This window comes from Trueperaceae bacterium (genome assembly GCA_036381035.1).
Classification (GTDB): domain Bacteria; phylum Deinococcota; class Deinococci; order Deinococcales; family Trueperaceae; genus DASRWD01.
In genome coordinates this window covers 1-17549 of record DASVDQ010000099.1, presented here as the reverse complement: position 1 = coordinate 17549, position 17549 = coordinate 1, and the positions used below count along the sequence as shown (strand labels likewise).

Sequence of the window (17549 nt, the reverse complement as noted above, 5' to 3'; positions counted from 1 at the left end):
GAGGGCCGGATGAGGCCGACGATAACGCGCCGAACTCCCCGCGCTTCGTTGGCCCGCACCACGAAGCGCCTGTGGGGTCGGCCACACCGGCCGCTCGGGGGCGGGGCGGGGCCCGGTCGGCCGTAAACGGGACCGCGCGCCGGCGAGCGCCGTACGCCCCCCCTGGGCCGGCGCTCCGGCGCGGGCTCGCCCGCGCCCGTCAGCCCTGCGCGATCATCTCGAGGAACTCGTCGACCACCCGCGGGTCGAAGTGCTGGCCCGACTGCTCTCTGATGTACTGGAGCGCCTTCTCGGGTGGCCAGGCGGCGCGGTACGGCCTGTCCGAGGTGAGGGCGTCGTAGACGTCGACGACGGCGAAGATGCGCGCGGCCAGCGGTATGCGCTCGCCGGAGAGGCCGCGCGGGTAGCCGTTGCCGTCCCAGCGCTCGTGGTGAGCGTACGGGATGTCGAGGGCCGGCCGCAGGAACTCGATCGGCGACAGGAGGTCGACCGCGTAGGTGGGGTGCTTCTTCATGATCTCCCACTCGTCGGGGTCGAGCTTCGCCGGCTTCAGGAGGATGCGGTCGGGGACGCCCATCTTGCCGATGTCGTGCAGCAGCGCGCCGCGCCTGACGTGCACGAGCTCCTCGGAGGGCATGCCCATGCGCTCGGCGAGTCGCACCGTCATGTCGGTGACGCGCCTGCTGTGGCCCTCGGTCTCCTCGTCGCGGAGGTCGAGGGCGCGCGCCCAGCCCTCGATCGTCCTGTCGTAGGCCAGCCGCAGCTCGAGGTTCGAGCGCTCGAGGCTCTCGAACAGCGTAGCGTTGTCGAGCGCGATCGCCGCCTGGGTGGCCAGGGTCGTGAGGAAGTCGTGCCAGTCGTCGTCGGGCTCGAGCTCGCTGCGGTGGAACAGCTCGAGCACGCCCTGCAGCCTGCCCTTGGCGACGAGGGGGGTGGCCACGTAGCTCTCGAACCCCTCGGCCTGGACCTTGCTGTCGGGCGGGAAGGAGGCGCTCAGCTCGTCGGCGCCGACGACGACGACGCGGCTCCTGTCGATCGCCGCCTTCCCCGCCAGCCCCTCGCCCAGGTTGAGGGCGGTGCTGCGGAGGACCTTGCCGTGGAAGCCGCGGCTCGCGCCGAAGACGAGCATGTTGCGCGAGGGGTCGAAGAGCAGCACCGAGGCGGCGTCCACGTGGAGGCGTCGGGTCACCTGGAGCAGGATCACGTCGAGGGTGAGGCCCAGGTCGAGGCTGCCCGTGATCGCCCTGTCGATTTCGTGCAGGGCCGTGATGTGCTCGAGCCTCTCCTGCAGCTCGCTGTCCAGGCTCTCGATGCGCGAGCGCGCCGCGGCGACCTCGCTGCGGTCCAGGCCCATGCCGATGATGAAGTCCTCGCCGGCGAGCGTCAGCCGCGCGCCGTGGATGATGAACGGCACCTTGCGTCCGTCGCGGGTCGCGAGCCTCACCTCGCCGGAGCCGACGCCGCGCTCGAGGATCTCGCGGAGCAGGTCGGCGAACGCCGGCCGGTCCTCCGGCGCGGCCAGGTCCGTCGAGGCCAGCCCCTCGAGGTCCGACTCGGTGTGGCCGAGCACGCGCTGCAGGCTGCGGTTCCAGCGGCTGAGCCTGCCGTCGTGCCCGATGAGCGCGAACAGGCCTGGCGTGTTCTCGATCATCGCCTCCGTCAGGCTCTTCTGCTCGAGCAGGGCGGCCTGGGTCCGCAGGCGGTCGTTGGCCTGCTCCTTGAGCCGGACCTGGTAGTCGAGGGCGTCGGTGAGCGTGGCCCGGAACACCAGGCCGAAGCGGTCGAGGAAGAACGCGATCAGCAGCAGGAGCACGACCGCCTGGACGGCGAGGTTGAGGTCGGGCCCGCCGGCGGAGGGCAGCAGCCCGCGGGCCTCGAGCGCCGTCGTCAGCGCCACGACCCCCACGGACCAGGCGGTGACGACGACCAGGGCACGCCGCGTGAGGACCAGGCCCGCGAGGACGATGGGCACGGCCAGGATCAGCAGGCTGAGCGGGCTGCCGTCGAGCCCTCCCAGCATCAGCGGCGCCGTGCCCGCCAGCACCAGCACCACCATGACGATGGAGACCGCGAAGGCGAAGCGGTTCCTGTGGTTCAGCCACAGCGCCGCCCCCAGCACGGGCAGGGCGATGAGGTTCACCCAGAAGGGCGTCTCGCGCCACGGTGCGCCGCTCGAGCCCAGCACGATGGCGAGTAGCGTGACCCCGGAGATCGCGAAGAGGACCCACAGGACGCGCTGGACGACGGCGATCCGCTGCTTCTCGACGCGCGAGAAGAGCTCGGACGCTTCCCGCGTCACGCGGCTCTCGCAGGGGCGGGGCCGCGCGGCCTCGGTGGCCGCGACCGGCCCGGCCCGACGCGGGAGGACGTGACGTGACGACGCTGGATCATGCTCACCCCCTGGTGGCTCGACGCGCCCCACCCCCAGGGCGCGCTGTGACGCTGACCTCGACAGCCTAAGTGACTCGGGCCCTCGATGCAGTACATCTCTCCCATAGGCGGTCTCGCGCCCGCCTCCCCTGGCCAGGGGGCGGGCGGAGCCCCGGCGCCCGCCGGTCCGTCGCCGGCGTCCGCCGCCGCGCGAGCGCGCGTCGCGTCCCGCTTGACAGCCGCCCGCACCGCCCCTATCCTGTGCTTACCCTTATTTTCTAAGGGTGACGGAGGGAGGCACGATGCCGCCGCGGCCGCTCAAGCAGACCCAGATCCTCGAGGCGCTGAAGAGCGCTTACGAGCGCACGGGCGCCACGCCTGACCTCTCGTCCCTGGCGCGCAGCTTCGGCATCACCTACCCCACGCTGCGGGAGCACCTCAAGGCCCTGGAGGCCAAGGGCAAGCTCGTGCTCGAGAGCCGCGGCCCCGGCCGCGCGCCGCGCCTGCGGCTGCTCGGCTCCGCCGTGGGCGTCCCGCTCTTCGGCGAGATCGCCGCCGGCCTGCCCGTGGGCACCTACCCGGAGCCCGAGGGGTACCTCGTGCTCCGCGGACGGCCCGACCACTTCGCGCTCCGCGTGCGGGGCGACTCCATGGCCGACCGCATCGAGGACGGCGACGTCGTGCTCCTGCAGCGCGGCGAGCCGCAGCGCTCCGGCGAGGTCTGCGCCGTGAGGGTGGGGGACGACGAGTCCACGCTCAAGTACCTGGAGTGGAGCCAGCCGCGCGCGGGGGACAGGCCCCCGGCGTACCGGCTGCGGCCCCACAACCCCAGCTACCCCACGCTCACGGTCCCGGCGTCGGAGCTGCACGTGGACGGCGTCATGCGCGGCCTCATCCGCGGTGACGTGGTGCAGGACCTGCTCCTCGAAGGGAGTGGTTGACGGCCCCGGCTCGCCGCCGGGCCGCTAGTCGAGGACAAAAACGGAAGGACACATCCACCGCCGCCAAGCAAGAGAATGTGTCCTTTCGCCGCCCATAGTCGACCGCGAACGCGGTCGGAACTCAGGTCGCTCTCATGCTAACACCCCCCAACCGGGCAACCAAGCCGACCCAGCCGGCCGGGACGCCGCCGCGGCCGGGCCGGCCGCCCGTCGGCCGACCGCCGCTGCGCCTGTCGGTCAGGGGGCGCCGATGATCGCCGCCCTCTGCTTCGACCCGCTGCCGCTGTTCCTGGCGGTCAGGGCCGACCCGGAGCTGGCCAGGGCGCCCCTCGTCAGCGTCGAGGAGCAGCGCGTCACCCACGCGAACGCCGCCGCCAAGCGCCACGGCATCACGCCCGGCATGCGGCTCGACGGCGCGCGCCTGCGCGTCGAGGGCCTGCAGGCGGTCTCCTACGCCGAGCCCGACCTCCAGCACGCCTGGGACGAGCTCCTGCGCGAGCTGAGCGGACACACCCCCTGGGTCGAGAGCCTCGCGCGCGGCCGGGCGCTGGCCCGGCTCGAGCCGGACGAGGCCGAGGCCCTCGCCGCCGCCTACGGCGTACGCGTCGGCGTCGCGCCCGACTGCGAGACCGCCGAGCTGGCCGCCCTCAGCGTGCGGCCGGGCGCGGCGCGGCAGGTCGACGACGTCCACGGCTTCCTCGCCCGTCTCCCGCTGCGCTTCCTGCGCGGGGTCGGGCTGTCCGACGGCAACCTCACCCGCCTCACCTGGCTCGGCCTCGGCACCGTCGGCCACCTCGCCGCGTGGACGCCCTCCCAGGTCTCCTCGTACCTGGGCGAGGAGGGAGACGCCCTCCTCCCCTACGTCCACGGGCCGCGCCGCACCGCCCTGCGGCCCTTCGAGCAGGTGCCCACGGTCAGCCGGTCGCTCGCCTTCACCGAGCCCGTCGTCGAGCCGGGCCAGCTCCTCCCAGCCATCGACCGCCTGGCCGAGGAGCTCGCCAGGCAGCTCGGCGGACGCGCCGCGCGGCGGCTCACGCTCACCGCCAGCCTCCCCGGCAGCACGCGCCGCGCCAGCCGCCTGAGCAAGCAGCCGCTCACCCAGGCGCGCCACATCCGCCAGCAGGCGCTCTTCGCCCTGCACGACAGCCGCGCCCAGGGCCAGCCCATCGAGCGGATCACCCTCGAGCTCGCCGCCCCCGAGCCGCTCGGCGTGCAGGAGGGCCTGTGGCCGCGCCGGGAGCGGCGGCAGCGGGCGCTGGAGGCGACCATGGAGCGCTTCCCCAGCGCCCCGCGGCGGCTCGAGTGGGACGACCCCCACGCGCAGGCGACGGACCGCGTCGGCCGCTGGGAGGGCTACGCCAGGCAGGGAGGGGCGTACGACGCCGCGTCGGTGGCCGAGCGCGCCGCGCCGCAGGCCGCCCCCGCGGGCCGGCGCCGTCGCGCCGGCGCGGGCGAGCGCGCGCCCGTGCCGGAGGCGGCCCTGGCCGCCTCGGTGCCGCTGTTCGAGGACCAGCCCTACCTGCCCACGCCGGCCGTCGCCGACGTCGCCGGTGCGCACGGCGCCCCCGCGCAGGAGCCCGCCCCGGGCACCGTCGCGGCGGCGAGGTACCTGGACGCCCTCTTCACCGGCGCGTTCACGCCGGCCGAGGAGCTCGTGAGCGACGACGAGGGCCTGGGCCTGCCCGCGCGCGTCTCCGCCGGGAGCCGGGGCGACGCTCCGACGCAGCGCCGGCTCTTCCCCAGGCGCCGGGGCCAGCGCTACACCGAGGAGTACTCGCTCGAGGACGACGACTACGGCCTCGAGGCGGCCTGAGCGCGCGCCGACGCGAGACACCGCGCGGCCGGGGCCCACGCGGCACGCGCCGACCGCCGCACCACCCCTCGCCGCGCGGGCGCCACGCTGGGACCGCCGCGCCGCGGGCGCCACACCGGGACCGGCGCGCCGCGGGCGCCACACCGGGACCGACGCGCCGCGTCCGCCACCGCCACGCCGCCGCGCGGGCGCTATCCTCCGGCGAGCTCCACACTGCACGGCCCGCGGAGGTCGGACATGCGGCTACCCGGTTCGTCTCGACGCTTCACAGGCGCCGCCGCGGCGGCACTGGCCCTGGCGCTGGCCGGCACGGCCGCCGCCGGCGCCGGTCGCTTGGGCCCCGGCGACGCCCAGCTCGCCAGCGGCGAGTACTACGACCGCGTCACCTTCGACGCCGCGGCCGGCGACACCGTCGTCATCGAGCTGACGTCCACCGAGTTCGACCCCTACCTGATCGTCCTCGACCCCAGCGACCGACCGCTGTTCCAGGAGGACGACAGCGCCGGGGCGGGCCTGAACGTGAACGCCACGGTGACCCTGCCGGAGGCCGGACGCTACACGGTCGTGGTCACGTCCGCCTTCCCGAACGAGTCGGGCGCCTACCGCCTCACGATCGCCGCGGCGGGAGCAGGCGGAGCGGCGGGAGGGGGCGGCGCCCCACCGACGCCGCCCGCTGGCCAGACGCCGGTCCCGCCGGTGAGCCGGCCCCCGGCCCCGCCGGCGGACCAGGCGCAGCCGCCGCCGGCCGCCCAGCCGCGCACGGTCACGGGCACGGTGGTCGACACCCAGGGGCGCCCCATCCCCGGCGCCCGCGTGTGGATCCAGCCGTCGATAACCACGGGACTGGTCGAGGTCAGGACCGACGCCACCGGCCGCTACCTGGCGCAGGGACTCCTCGACGTGCCCTACACGGCCAAGGCCTGGGCCTACGTGGAGTACGGCGGTAGCCAGCTCTGCCTGCGCCTGGGCATGGACTCGCCCGTCGACTACGACTCGTTCGTGCCCACCCACGGGGCGGTGCGGAACTTCCGCTGGCAGCTCACCGGCCCCATCGAGGACCTCCGGGACCTGGGCGAGCACTTCGGCGGGATGCTCCGCGTGATGAACGCCGGGTACTACGCCGGCAACGCGATCGAGCTGGCCTTCACGCCCACGGGTCCCCGCATCGACGGCTCGACCGTCGCGCCGTTCACCCGCACGATCACGGACCCCGCGCGCGACTACGACGTGCGCGACCTGCCCGCCGGGCCGTACCGCGTGACCGCCACGCTCGTCGCGCCGGACGGCTCGCGGCGCCCGCTCCGCATGGGCCGCGACATGCTGTCGCCGGCCGGCGAGGCGCTCGACATCGACTGGACGGGCGACGGCACCTGCTCGAACACGAACGGCCTGAGCTGGGTCTACGCCTGGCTGGAGGCGCCGTGAGCAACGGGGCACCCGCGGGACGCATCGGCGTGCGGTAGGCGTCCGGGGTCTGCTCACGCCCTCCATCGCCGCAGGGGACGTCGGCGATCCGCTCCACGTCGCGGCGGCCGAAGACGAAAGGCATCAGCAGCACGCGCGCCCGGCGCGTGCGGGCGCCTAGGCGCGCCTAGACGTCGACGAGCAGCACCACGCCCAGCAGCACCCACTGGGCGACGAGGGTCCAGGAGGCGTAGCCGAACGCCTCGAGGAGCAGCGCCGGCAGCGCGACCACGATCGCGGCCACCGCCTGGGGCTCGAGCCGCGTGGGAGGAACGCCGGTCCACGACGAGTACTTCTCGAGCACCAGCGCCGCCGCGAGGGTCAGGGCGACGAACCCCGCCACGGCCGTCGCGGCGCTCGCCAGCGGCCCCGCGGAGACGGCGTCGAGGAGCAGGGCGGCGAACGCGGCGACCACGGCCAGGGCGGCCAGCACTGGCAGGAGCCGGCCCCAGGTCCGCGCGGCGGGAGCCAGCGGCGCCAGGCGCGAGGGCGGCGCCGGTCCGAGCAGCGCGGCTACCGCCTGGGCAATGAGGAAGCCGGCGACGAGCACGGCGACGGGTCCGCCGAGCGACGCTCCCAGCGCGGCGCCGGGCAGCGCCGGAGCGACCGCCGAGGACGCCCCGCCGCTCGCGGGCGCACCCGGGGCTATGGGCGCGAGGCCTGCCGCCCCGCTCACCGCCAGCCCGGCAGCGGTGGCCGCGAGCGCCTGCAGAGCCAGGCGCGGCCACTGACGCGCCGGTCGCCGGTACAGCGCCGACGCGGTGCGCCAGGCGAGCGCGAGCCAGGCCGGCCCGCCCGGGGCGGGGCGCCGCAGCGACCGCGCCGGCCGCAGGCTGCCGGGCCTGTCGTGGAGCGCCGCCAGGAGCCGCTCGCGCTCCGCGCCCTGGGCCCCGCCGCCCAGGTCGAGCCCGGCCGCCGCGGAGAACAGCTGCAGCGCCCGCAGGCCACCGAGCTGCGAGAGCACCAGGCACTGCGCGGCGAAGCGCGGCGGCCAGCTCTCCGCCAGGGAGCTCCTGACGGCCAGCCAGGAGACCGCGAGCAGCGCCAGCGGCGCCAGCGCGACCGCCGGTCCTCCCGCCGCGAGACCGCTCGTCACGGCCAGGTCCCAGCGAGGCGCGCTACCCAGAAGCGCGAGGAGGGCGGGGGACGCCGCGGACAGCGCGGCTGCGAGCGCGAGGAGGCCGCCGAGCCGCCCGGCACCGCGGTCGGCGGGGGTCGCGGCGGATGCCCCCACGTAGCGGAGCCAAGCGAGCTGTACACGGGCGACGGCCAGGGCGGCCACGGTCAGCGCGGCCCACGGGGCGGCGAAGCGGAGGTACGAGCCGGCGAACAGCGACCACACCGCGCCGAGGGCGGCCCCGCCGAGGGCGGCGGCGCCGCTTCGCAGCCACAGGCGGTAGCCGAGCGCGGCGCGCGGTGGCACGGGCGCCAGCGCCAGGCGCACGAGGTCGCGCCGGTCGAGGTGGACCGGCGGCACGCGGGCTCGCAGCGGCAGCGCCAGCCACACCGCCAGCCCGGCCGAGGCCAGCGCCGCCAGCTCGGCGGGCAGGGGCTCGGCGGCGGGTACGAGGGCCAGCTGCACGCCGGAGGCGACGAACACGGCGAGCCAGAAGACGAGGTAGGCGACGGTCCACCAGCCGACCGCCCTGCCGACCCAGCGGGCGTAGGCCCGCGCCGAGCGCAGCAGCGTGCGGCGGCGGAGGAAGGACACCGCGCGGGCGGCGTCCGCGACGGCGACCACGCTCACGCGCCCTGCGCGGCCTTCGTACGGCGCCGGGCGCCCTCCGGAGCCGAGGCCGCAGTCACGCGCCCTCCGACGCGGCGGGCGCGGCGGCGCCGACGGCCTCGAGCCGGCCGCCGTCCATCGCCACGACGCGGGCGCCCAGGAGACCGGCGAGGTCGCGCTGGTGGCCGGTGAGGAGCACGGCGCCGCCCGCGGCGGCGCGCTCGGCGAGCAGCCGCGCCAGCAGCTCCTGCGACCCCAGGTCGAGGGCGTTGAAGGGCTCGTCGAGCAACGTGACGGGACGCTCCAGGGCGAGAGCCAGCGACAGGGCCAGCTTCTGCCTCATGCCGCGTGAGTGGGTGCCAGGGAACTCGTCTGTGCGCTCGCCGAGCCCGAACCGCCCGAGGAGCTCGAGCGCCCGGCCCTCGGCGCCGGCGTCGCCGTAGAGCGCGGCGTTGAGGTAGGCGTGCTCGGCCAGCGTGATGTCCTCGTAGAGCGCCGGCTCGTCGGGGACGAAGGCGAAGGCGGCGCGCCCCGACAGCGAGGCCGGGGGGCGTCCCGCGATCGCGACGTCGCCGCTCGCGGGCACGAGGCCGACCAGCGCGCGCAGGAACGTGCTCTTCCCCGCCCCGTTGGGGCCGGTCAGCAGCACGAGGTCGCCGGCGGCGAGCTTGAGGTCGGCGCGCTCGATGACGACCACGCCGCCCAGCCGCACGCTCAGGCCGGAGGCGACGAGCGCGGGTTCCGTCGGATCGGCGCGCATGGCTGGCAGACTTGCACGCCGCGGCCTCCCGCGGCCAGCCCGGACGCGCGGGCCCCGACCCGCGCCCGGGACGGACGCCGCGCGCCGCGGCGGCCGGGGCCCGACCGGGCCCCTCCCAGGGCGGCTGTAAGAGTCGGGTAAGTAGCCCCGGCTTAACCTGGCCGCTCGCAGCATGGAAGAGACGCCAGAGACGCCGGCCAGAGACGCCGCACGCTCGCCGCAGCCGACGGCGCACGACCTGGTGATGGCGCGCTTCGAGGCGCGGCGCCGCCAGGTCCTCACCGTGTTCCTCGCGACGCTCCTGGTCCTGGTGCTCGCGCGCCTCGTGGCGGGCCCGCACGCCGTCGATGCTCCCGGCCGCTACCTCTACGCCTTCCCCGTCGTCATCATCGCGATCCTCGCGACGGGGCTGGTGCTCAACCACCGCGGGCGCAGCGCGGCGGCCGTCTGGCTCGTCACGGCCGCGTTCCTCGTCGCGCTGAACGCCTCGCGGCTGGCGCCGGCCGGCTCCCTCCTGACGCCGTACCACCTGTTCATCCCCCTCGCGCTCGCCGGGCTCACCCTCGGCCGGCGCGGCCTCGTGATCACCGCCGCGGCGTCCCTGGCGACGGTGTGGCTGGCGCCATTCGTCGCGACCCTCGGGCCCGGCGCCCAGCCCGGCCTCGACGCGCCGACCCCCGGCACCGGCGACGGCCTCCAGCTCGGCTCCCAGTTCGGCTCCGTGTGGCTAGGCCGCGCGTCGGCCCTCGACTTCAGCGTCGTCTACGTGGCGATCGTCGTGCTCCTCGAGCGGTTCGGCATCACGCTGCGCTGGGCGCTGCTCAGGGCTGCGGCGCACGAGTCGGCACTGCGCGTGCAGGCGCTGGAGGCGAGGGCGGAGCTCGAGGCCCAGCGCGAGCTCAACGAGGCCATCCGCGACAGCTTCCCCGGCGCGTACTACGTGGTCGACGAGGCCGGCCGCTTCGTGCAGTGGAACAAGAACGTCCTCGACCTGCTCGGCGTGAGCGAGGCGGAGTTGCGGCGGTCGCACGCCCTGAGCCTCGTCGCGCCAGAGGACCGCGAGGCCGCGCGCGGCGCGATGGCCGAGGCGCTGGAGTCGGGCAGCGCCAGCTTCCAGGTCCGCGTGCTGTCGCGGGACGGCCACCACGTGCCCCTCTACGTGGTCGCGGCCCGCGTGAGGTCGAGGGGCGACCGCTTCCTGGCCGGCGTCGGCATCGACCGGCGCGAGCTCGACGCCGCCCACGCCCGCATCGACGCCCTCAACGCCGTGCTCCGCGAGCGGCTCCACGCCCTCAGCGCCGTGCACGCCATCGACGCCGCGATCGCCAAGGCCGGCGACCTCCGCGAGACCCTCGGGCTGATCCTCGAGGTGGCTCTGGACCGCCTCCACCTGGACGCCGGCAACGTGCTCCTCTACTCGGCCGAGAAGGAGCGGCTCGTCTTCGGCGCCAGGCGCGGCTTCCGCGACTCGGAGTGGCGTCCGGTCTCGGTGCCCGTCGGCCACGGCCTGATGGGCCGCTGCGTGGAGCAGAGGGCGGTCATAGTCCTGCGCGGGTCCGACGAGATCGCGCGCCGCCTGTGGCGCCACTACCAGTACGCGCGGGAGGGCTTCGAGTCGTACGTCGCCGTCCCCCTGGTCGCGAACGAGGAGCTCGTGGGCGCGCTGGAGCTCTTCACCCGCCGGCGCATAGCGCCGGACGACGAGTGGCACGAGTTCCTCCAGACGGTGGCGGCCCAGGCCGCGATCGCGATCGCCAAGGCGAACCTCATCGCCGGCCTGAAGCGCTCGCACGACGAGCTCACGCTCTCCTACGACCGCACGATCGAGGGCTGGGCGCGGGCGCTGGACCTCAAGGACCAGGAGACCGAGGGTCACAGCCGCCGCGTCACCGAGCTGTCGGTGGCGCTGGCGGCCCGGCTCGGCATCCGCGGCGAGGAGCTGATGCACGTCCGTCGCGGCGCGCTGCTCCACGACATCGGGAAGATGGGCGTGCCCGACGCGATCCTGCTGAAGCCCGGCAAGCTCGACCGCGAGGAGTGGGAGGTGATGAAGCGCCACACGACGCACGGCTACGAGCTGCTCAAGCCAATCCCGTTCCTGTGGCCGGCCCTCGAGATCCCCTACCTGCACCACGAGCGGTGGGACGGCACCGGCTACCCCTTGGGCCTCAAGGGCGACGAGATCCCGCGCGCCGCGCGCATCTTCGCGATCGTCGACGTCTACGACGCGCTGACGAACGACAGGCCCTACCGGCCGGCGTGGTCGCGCGAGGAGGCGCTCGCTTACATCGCCTCGCAGGCCGGCCGCCAGTTCGACCCGGCGATCGCCGCCGAGTTCCTGCGCATGATGGGCGCCGACCGCAGCGGGCGCCCCGCCGGACAGCGGCCCGCCGAGGGCAAGAGAGAGGTGGCGCCCGTGGGGGCGCCACCTCGTGGCTGACCGGCTAGCGGATCAGCGGCTGAAGTTGATGGGGTCGATCGGGACCCTGGTCTTGCCGAGGTGCAGCCACAGGTAGTCGTGGGGGAGGCGCACCCCGGTGAGGCGTCCGACGACCTCGTGCACGCTCTCCTGTGCGGCGTGGAGCCCATCCCCGATGCCTCCCAGCGGCAGCCGGTCTGTCACCGCGGTGACGATCGGCACGTTCAGGAACAGGTGGAAGTCCCTGGCCGATGCGCTGCTCGCCATGGCGAGGGCAGCGGTGAGGATGACGAGGACGCGAAGCTGACGTTTCACCGACACTCCTCTCTCAGAGAATCGCCGCGCCCCCACAGCGGCGGTCCTCAGCGTGGGGGAAGGGCTCGACCTGGGTGACGGCCGAGCGGAACGCGCGCACTACGTCGCGCGGGTAGTGGACGCCGGCCAGGCGCTCGAGCTCGTCGAACGCGGCCTGCGCGGGGAGTGCGGAACGGTACGGCCTGTCGGTGGTCATGGCGTCGTAGGTGTCGGCGACGGCGACGATGTACGACTCGGTCAGCACCTCGTCGCCGGCCAGGCCATGCGGGTAGCCGCTGCCGTCGAGGCGTTCGTGGTGCTGCTCGACGATCGCGCCCGCGTCGCGCATGAACGTGGGCTCCAGCAGCTCGCGTCCGTACGTGGGGTGGAGCTTGACGATCGCCCACTCCTCGTCGGTGAGCTTGCCCGGCTTGGTCAGGATCTCGCGCGGCACCTTCACCTTGCCGACGTCGTGCAGGTACGCCCCGAAGTCGAGGGTGTAGAGGCTGGCGGCGTCGAGCCCCAGCTCCCGTCCGGTGGCGTAGGAGAGGCGTTGGAGCCTCTCGCAGTGGTCGGCCGTGTAGCCGTCGGTGACCTCGATCTCCACGGCCAGGCGCCGGAGCTCGTTGAGGTCGCGGCGGATCTCCTCGAAGAAGGGGCTCGAGGTCACGTAGACGAGCTAGACCTCGCCCTGCGCCGTGAAGCTGACGGGCCGGCGCAGGCCCTCGGCGGTGATCACGCTGCCGGGCGGCAGCAGGCGACCCTCGAGCTCCGGTGGCGCCGTCAGCACCCCGGAGACGACGACCCCGACCTCGAGGGCGCTGCGCCCGTCCTCGGCGGGGACGAGGTTCAGCCGCTCACCGTCCTGGAGGTCGACGTTCATGACCTCCACGCCGTGGCCCGAGGCCAGCAGGGCGAGCGTGCCCGTCTTCGTGGCCACGGAGGCGAGGCTGTCGCCGGGCAGGCCGAGCCTGAGCCCAGGAGCCGCCTCCGGCACGCAGGCGTGACCACCCCAGAGGTGTGAGTCCTCCGCCACGGCGAGAGCATGCCAGGTCTCTTCTCACCGTTCTCTTACTTTCCGTCGCGCCGGCGCTGGTAGCGGCCGCGCGAGAGCCGTGAGGGACGCGTGCGGCGCGCTGTGTCCGCCGCGGTGACGACGCTCTCATGCACGGGGCCGCCTCGCCGTTACCCTATGATTCATAGGGTGCGCGGCGCGCCGCGCCGGCCGCGCCCGACGGATCGAGGTCCCATGCGCCTGCTGATGACGCCCGCCACGGTCAAGCTCTCCCCCGACGGCTCCCTCATGGCCGTGACGTGGGCGCCGCCCGGGCCGCGGCGGGCGCGGGACGCGGCGCCCGAGGACGCCGGCCCGCCGCCCGCCCGCGCCCCCACTCCGACCGGCGGCCCCGGCTCCCCGACGGGCCGCCCCGCCCCGCGGGGGCAGGCCGCCCGCCCGCGCCGTGTCCTCACCGTCATCGACCGCTGGCGCTACGACGGCCGCTGGTGGGACGGCCACGAGCTCCACCGCGACTACTTCTTCGTCGAGCTGGAGGGCGGCGTGAGGGTCGAGCTGTTCGTCGAGGAGGGCGACTGGTGGGTGGCCCGCGTGAGCGATTGAGCGGAGGCGCGAACGCACGAGGGGCGCGAGCGCCGGACGGGCCCCCGGGGACGCCACGGCCCCACGAGCGGTGTGCGGCCGCGGTCGTTCGGGGTGGCAGAGCATGTCCGCCGTAGGGTCGGCTTCACCCAGAAGGAACACGCGGACTTCCTCGGCATCGACCCCCGCACCTACCTGCGCCGCGCCGAGGAAGAGCACCTCAAGAGCGGAGAGAGCCTGAAGGTCGAGATGGTCGAGAAGGTGCTCGAGGAAACCACACGAGTGTTCAGGGACGAGGAGCTCGCTCGCAGGTGGCTCACCAGCCCCATCATCAGCCTCGACAACGAGCGGCCCATAGACCATCTCGACAGCATCGACGGGTACGAGCGCGTCAAGGGCACGCTCGGGAAGATCGAGTACGGGGTGTACTGAGTGCGCGTCTGGCGCATCTACGACCACGAGGTCATCGTCAACCCGGCTCACGAGAGAGCGGCCAGCCTCCGCGCGCTCCACAGCGACGTGATAGGCCTCGATGGGCGCCTGCTGCGCTCCCTCGGCACGAAGGACCTCTCCGGGTCCCAGTAGGACGCCCGTCCCGCCGCGGACCTGCGCCCGTCCCGCCCACCTCGCCGCCGACCCCACGCCCCGCCGCCGAACCCGAGCCCAGCCACCGGCCGCCGCCTCGCCGCGCACCTCCCGTCCGAGGTGGGCACCAGGCGTAGGCTGGGGCCCCGATGCCAGGTCAAGCAAGCACATCGCCTCGGCACGGCTCGGCAGGGATCGCGGCCCGCCTCGACGCCGGCGTGAGGAACCTGCCCTCCTCCTACTTCGCGCTGGTCATGGCGACCGGCGTGATCGCCATCGCCGGCCGCGAGCTCGGACTGCCCCTGCTGCCTGACGCCCTGGGAGCGCTCAACGTGGTCGCCTACGCGCTGCTCTGGGCGCTCACGGTCGCCCGCCTCGCCCGCCACCGACGGGCGCTGCTGGCGGACCTCTTCGACCACGTGAACGGGCCCGGCTTCTTCACGGTGGTAGCGGCCACGGGGGTCCTCGGCAGCCAGTTCGTCGCGCTGTGGGCGGCCTATTGGGTCGCGAGCGCGCTGTGGGTGCTGACGCTGGCGCTGTGGACGCTCCTCACGTTCACGGTGTTCGCCGGCCTGACGATCAAGGAGTCGAAGCCCGACCTGGCCGGCGGCATCACGGGCGGCTGGCTGCTGGCCGTCGTGGCGACGCAGTCGGTGGTGGTGCTGGCCCTGGAGATCGTCCCGGCCGTCGAGGGCTCGCTGCTGCCGCCGCTCTGGTTCCTCGCGCTCTCCATGTGGCTGTGGGGCGGCATGCTCTACGTCTGGCTGATGGCGCTGATCTTCTACCGCCACGTCTTCTACGCGTTCTCGCCCGCGGACCTGACCCCGCCCTACTGGATCAACATGGGGGCCATGGCCATCTCGACGCTCGCCGGCACCTTGCTGATCGTGCACGGCGAGACGGCCGGCTCGTCGCTGCTCGCGGCCATCGAGCCGCTCCTGAAGGGCGTGACGATCCTCTTCTGGGCCACGGGCACCTGGTGGATACCCATGCTCGTGGTGCTCGGCGTGTGGCGGCACCTGGTCAAGCGCTTCCCGCTGCGCTACGACGCCGCGTACTGGGGGATGGTCTTCCCGCTGGGCATGTACACGCTGTGCAGCCACCACCTGGCGCGGGCGCTCGAGCTGGGCTTCCTCGAGGGCGTCTCGCGCGTCTTCGTCGTCGCGGCCGTCGCCGCCTGGGCCGCCACGTTCCTCGGCCTGGTGAGGTCGCTCGTGACGGGCGCCGGGCGAGAGGGAGCGGTGGCGTGACCCCGGTTGCCGCTCACGTATGCGCGACCTGCGGGGCCCACTACCCGGGCGACGCCCCGCGGCCCGACACCTGCCGCATCTGCGCCGACGAGCGCCAGTACGTGCCGACCGGCGGCCAGCGCTGGCTGAGCCTGGCGAGCCTGGCCGAGGACCACGTGAACCGCATCGAGGAGGTGGAGCCAGACCTCCACGGGGTGGGCGTCGAGCCGCCGGTGGGCATCGGCCAGCGCGCCCTGCTGGTGAGGACGCCGGAGGGCAACGTGCTATGGGACTGCGTGCCGGTGCTCACCGAGGCCGGCCGGGCCCGCCTGGAGGAGCTCGGCGGCGTGGCGGCGATCGCGGTGTCGCACCCGCACTTCTACACGGGCATCGCCCTGTTCGCCGAGCTGCTGGGCGCGACCGTCCACCTGCACGAGGCGGACCGGGAGCACGTGACCCATCCCAGCCCCCGCATCCGGTTCTGGCAGGGGGAGCGCCTGGAGCTGTTCGGCGGCGTCACGCTCGTGCGGGCGGGCGGCCACTTCGCCGGCGGCACCGTGCTCCACTGGCCCGCCGGGGCCGGCGGCCGCGGCGCGCTGCTCACCAGCGACATCATCAGGGTCGTCCCCGACCGCAGGCACGTCTCGTTCCTGTACTCCTACCCGAACCAGATCCCCCTGCCCGCCCGGGAGGTCGAGAGGGTCGGCGCGGCCGTCGCGCCGTTCGCGTTCGAGCGCATCCACGGCGGCTGGTGGGGAACGGTCATCGAGTCGGGCGCCAAGGACGCCGTGCGGCGCTCCGTGGAGCGCTACCGGCGGGCCTTGGAGGGAAGGCTCGACGGCGCCGAGCTGCCGTGGCCGTCTTAGCGGAGGCGGCACGCCGGCGGCTCGACCCCGCTGCCCGCGGCTAACCTGTCCTCATGCGCCCAGCGTCGTTCTAGGCGGCGCTCCAGTTCTCCGCGCTGGCCCTCGCGGCCGCGCCCGCAGACGCGCAGCCGCCGAGCCTGCGCCCCGTGTGGGAGGCAGATGTCCTGCTCGGCTAACGACACGCCCTGGTAGCGGACGTCGGCGGGGAGGGCCGCGTCTACGTCGCCTTCGACGCGACCGGCCGCGAGTCTTGGCGCGCCCACGTGAGCGGCGACCGGGAGGGCATCACGGTGGCGCTCGCCGGCGAAGCCGCGGTCCTCGCGCACCGCAGCTTCGGCGACCTCGTCGCCCTGGACCCCATCGACGGTTCTGAGCCGTGGCGCCTGCCGCTACCGGGCACCAGCCCGAGCTTCTCCGTGCTCGACCAGGCCGGCGGCACCCTCGCGCTGGTCACCGACCTGGGCGAGCTCGTGTGGCTCGACCTGGGCGCCCTGTCCGTGGCGAAGTCGCAGGTAGGGGTGGCCGCAGCGAGCAGCGGCGGCTCCCCGGCGGTCAGCCTCGTCGGCGACCTGGTGGTCCTCGATGCCGGCGGCCGCCTCCTCGCCTACGAGGTCGTTCGCTAGGCCTCAAGTAGGCGGTGGCTCTCTCGCTTGGATGCCGCCGCAGGTTCGGTCTGCGACCCACCGGCGAGCCGACCTTCGACCTGCCGAACGATGGGCTTGCGATCCGCCGGCGCTTGGCCTACATCCTGCCGCGCGGCCTCGGTCCGGCGGCAAGCGGCTCAGGGTTCAACGCCGCGGCCACGCGTCCCTTCAGCTCCTCCACGTCGTAGGACGCGCGAACCGGCACGCGCAGGAGCGGTACGCCAGCGGCTGCCAGCGCGCCCTCCTTCACCTCGTCCGACCGCATAGACCGCTTCGTGGCGTGGCTCCTGTCGTCGAGCTCGACCACGCACACGATCCGGGTCGAGGCGGGGTCGGTGAGGACGAAGTCCAGGTGCCGCGACTTGATGCGGTTGCGGGCGGACGCCCGTTCGCCCTCCGACAGGCCGCGGCGGACCTCCACCACGTCCTCGAGGCGCACCTTCCCGAACACGTCGAGGTCCGGCACCGCCGCACGGAGTGCGCATAGGAACTTGGACTCGGCCTCCGTGAACAGGCCAGGTCGCCGCACGTAGGGGAAGCTCGCGGGCCTCGAGCCCGCTCCGCTCGAGCGTCCTTTGAGCACCACCAAGGCGACGAACGCCAGGGCGAGGACGGCGAGGAGCGGCAACGCCTGACGCAGGGCCGAACCGAACATCTCTACGAACAACTCGCGCCCCCCAGAGCTTCGCGTCCCATGCTACTGGGCGGGTCGAGCGGGGCGTTCCGCGGGGGCTCAGTCCTGCATCCAGTGCGTCACCGGCCTCGCGAGGAACTCGCGCAGCGGGATCCCGTCGCCGCCCACCAGCAGGGTGCGCCGGGGCGAGAACGCTTTCACGAACGC

17 protein-coding genes are annotated in these 17549 nt (G+C 74.3%); 10 read left to right on the top strand and 7 right to left on the bottom strand.

Features of this window, described 5'->3' with window-relative positions; all coding sequences use genetic code 11:
- Nucleotides 1–199 precede the first annotated feature (199 nt).
- Nucleotides 200–2299, bottom strand: coding sequence for an HD domain-containing phosphohydrolase (locus VF202_11335; GenBank protein ID HEX7040702.1), 2100 nt, complete (start codon nucleotides 2297–2299; stop codon nucleotides 200–202).
- A gap of 355 nt (nucleotides 2300–2654) precedes the next feature.
- Between VF202_11335 and VF202_11330 the strand changes: the two genes are divergently transcribed.
- The 3 genes from VF202_11330 to VF202_11320 all read left to right on the top strand — a co-directional run bounded on the left by VF202_11330 (nucleotide 2655) and on the right by VF202_11320 (nucleotide 6549).
- Nucleotides 2655–3311 carry a S24 family peptidase gene (locus VF202_11330; GenBank protein ID HEX7040701.1) on the top strand — a complete coding sequence of 219 codons (657 nt, stop codon included), beginning with the start codon at nucleotides 2655–2657 and terminating at the stop codon, nucleotides 3309–3311.
- 250 nt (nucleotides 3312–3561) lie between these two features.
- Nucleotides 3562–5124 (top strand): hypothetical protein, encoded by a 1563-nt coding sequence (locus VF202_11325; GenBank protein HEX7040700.1) that lies wholly within the window; start codon nucleotides 3562–3564, stop codon nucleotides 5122–5124.
- A 237-nt stretch (nucleotides 5125–5361) separates the two neighbouring features.
- Nucleotides 5362–6549, top strand: coding sequence for a carboxypeptidase regulatory-like domain-containing protein (locus tag VF202_11320; protein HEX7040699.1), 1188 nt, complete (start codon nucleotides 5362–5364; stop codon nucleotides 6547–6549).
- 166 nt (nucleotides 6550–6715) lie between these two features.
- Here the strand turns inward: VF202_11320 and VF202_11315 are convergent, their stop codons facing one another.
- Both VF202_11315 and VF202_11310 read right to left on the bottom strand, forming a co-directional pair.
- Nucleotides 6716–8335, bottom strand: coding sequence for a hypothetical protein (locus VF202_11315; protein ID HEX7040698.1), 1620 nt, complete (start codon nucleotides 8333–8335; stop codon nucleotides 6716–6718).
- A gap of 55 nt (nucleotides 8336–8390) precedes the next feature.
- Complete coding sequence (locus VF202_11310; protein ID HEX7040697.1) at nucleotides 8391–9074, bottom strand: ATP-binding cassette domain-containing protein; 684 nt, start codon at nucleotides 9072–9074, stop codon at nucleotides 8391–8393.
- A gap of 172 nt (nucleotides 9075–9246) precedes the next feature.
- Here VF202_11310 and VF202_11305 point away from each other — a divergent pair, with 172 nt between their 5' ends.
- Nucleotides 9247–11514, top strand: coding sequence for an HD domain-containing phosphohydrolase (locus VF202_11305; GenBank protein ID HEX7040696.1), 2268 nt, complete (start codon nucleotides 9247–9249; stop codon nucleotides 11512–11514).
- 12 nt (nucleotides 11515–11526) lie between these two features.
- Here VF202_11305 and VF202_11300 read toward each other — a convergent pair whose 3' ends face one another.
- From VF202_11300 to VF202_11290, 3 genes are read right to left on the bottom strand one after another with little or no spacing between them, the layout of a single operon-like run.
- Nucleotides 11527–11808, bottom strand: a complete 282-nt coding sequence (locus VF202_11300; protein HEX7040695.1) for a hypothetical protein — start codon at nucleotides 11806–11808, stop codon at nucleotides 11527–11529.
- A 13-nt stretch (nucleotides 11809–11821) separates the two neighbouring features.
- A complete protein-coding gene (locus VF202_11295; protein HEX7040694.1) occupies nucleotides 11822–12457 on the bottom strand; it encodes an HD-GYP domain-containing protein in 636 nt (211 codons plus the stop codon).
- Nucleotides 12458–12466: 9 nt separating this feature from the next.
- Nucleotides 12467–12823 carry a hypothetical protein gene (locus VF202_11290; GenBank protein ID HEX7040693.1) on the bottom strand — a complete coding sequence of 119 codons (357 nt, stop codon included), beginning with the start codon at nucleotides 12821–12823 and terminating at the stop codon, nucleotides 12467–12469.
- 213 nt (nucleotides 12824–13036) lie between these two features.
- Between VF202_11290 and VF202_11285 the strand changes: the two genes are divergently transcribed.
- From VF202_11285 to VF202_11260, 6 genes are all read left to right on the top strand, one after another.
- On the top strand, nucleotides 13037–13405 hold the full coding sequence (locus VF202_11285) for a hypothetical protein (GenBank protein HEX7040692.1): 369 nt from the start codon (nucleotides 13037–13039) through the stop codon (nucleotides 13403–13405).
- Between the two features lie 93 nt (nucleotides 13406–13498).
- Nucleotides 13499–13816 (top strand): antitoxin Xre/MbcA/ParS toxin-binding domain-containing protein, encoded by a 318-nt coding sequence (locus VF202_11280; GenBank protein HEX7040691.1) that lies wholly within the window; start codon nucleotides 13499–13501, stop codon nucleotides 13814–13816.
- Nucleotides 13817–13969, top strand: a complete 153-nt coding sequence (locus VF202_11275; protein HEX7040690.1) for a hypothetical protein — start codon at nucleotides 13817–13819, stop codon at nucleotides 13967–13969.
- Nucleotides 13970–14118: 149 nt separating this feature from the next.
- Nucleotides 14119–15219, top strand: a complete 1101-nt coding sequence (locus VF202_11270; protein HEX7040689.1) for a tellurite resistance/C4-dicarboxylate transporter family protein — start codon at nucleotides 14119–14121, stop codon at nucleotides 15217–15219.
- Nucleotides 15216–16064 (top strand): hypothetical protein, encoded by an 849-nt coding sequence (locus VF202_11265; protein ID HEX7040688.1) that lies wholly within the window; start codon nucleotides 15216–15218, stop codon nucleotides 16062–16064. Before VF202_11270 ends, VF202_11265 begins: the two co-directional genes overlap by 4 nt.
- A 185-nt stretch (nucleotides 16065–16249) precedes the next feature.
- Nucleotides 16250–16687, top strand: coding sequence for a PQQ-binding-like beta-propeller repeat protein (locus VF202_11260; GenBank protein HEX7040687.1), 438 nt, complete (start codon nucleotides 16250–16252; stop codon nucleotides 16685–16687).
- 118 nt (nucleotides 16688–16805) lie between these two features.
- On the opposite strand, the gene VF202_11255 is transcribed toward VF202_11260, so the two are convergent.
- Complete coding sequence (locus tag VF202_11255; protein HEX7040686.1) at nucleotides 16806–17375, bottom strand: DUF2726 domain-containing protein; 570 nt, start codon at nucleotides 17373–17375, stop codon at nucleotides 16806–16808.
- Between the last annotated feature and the right edge of the window lie 174 nt (nucleotides 17376–17549).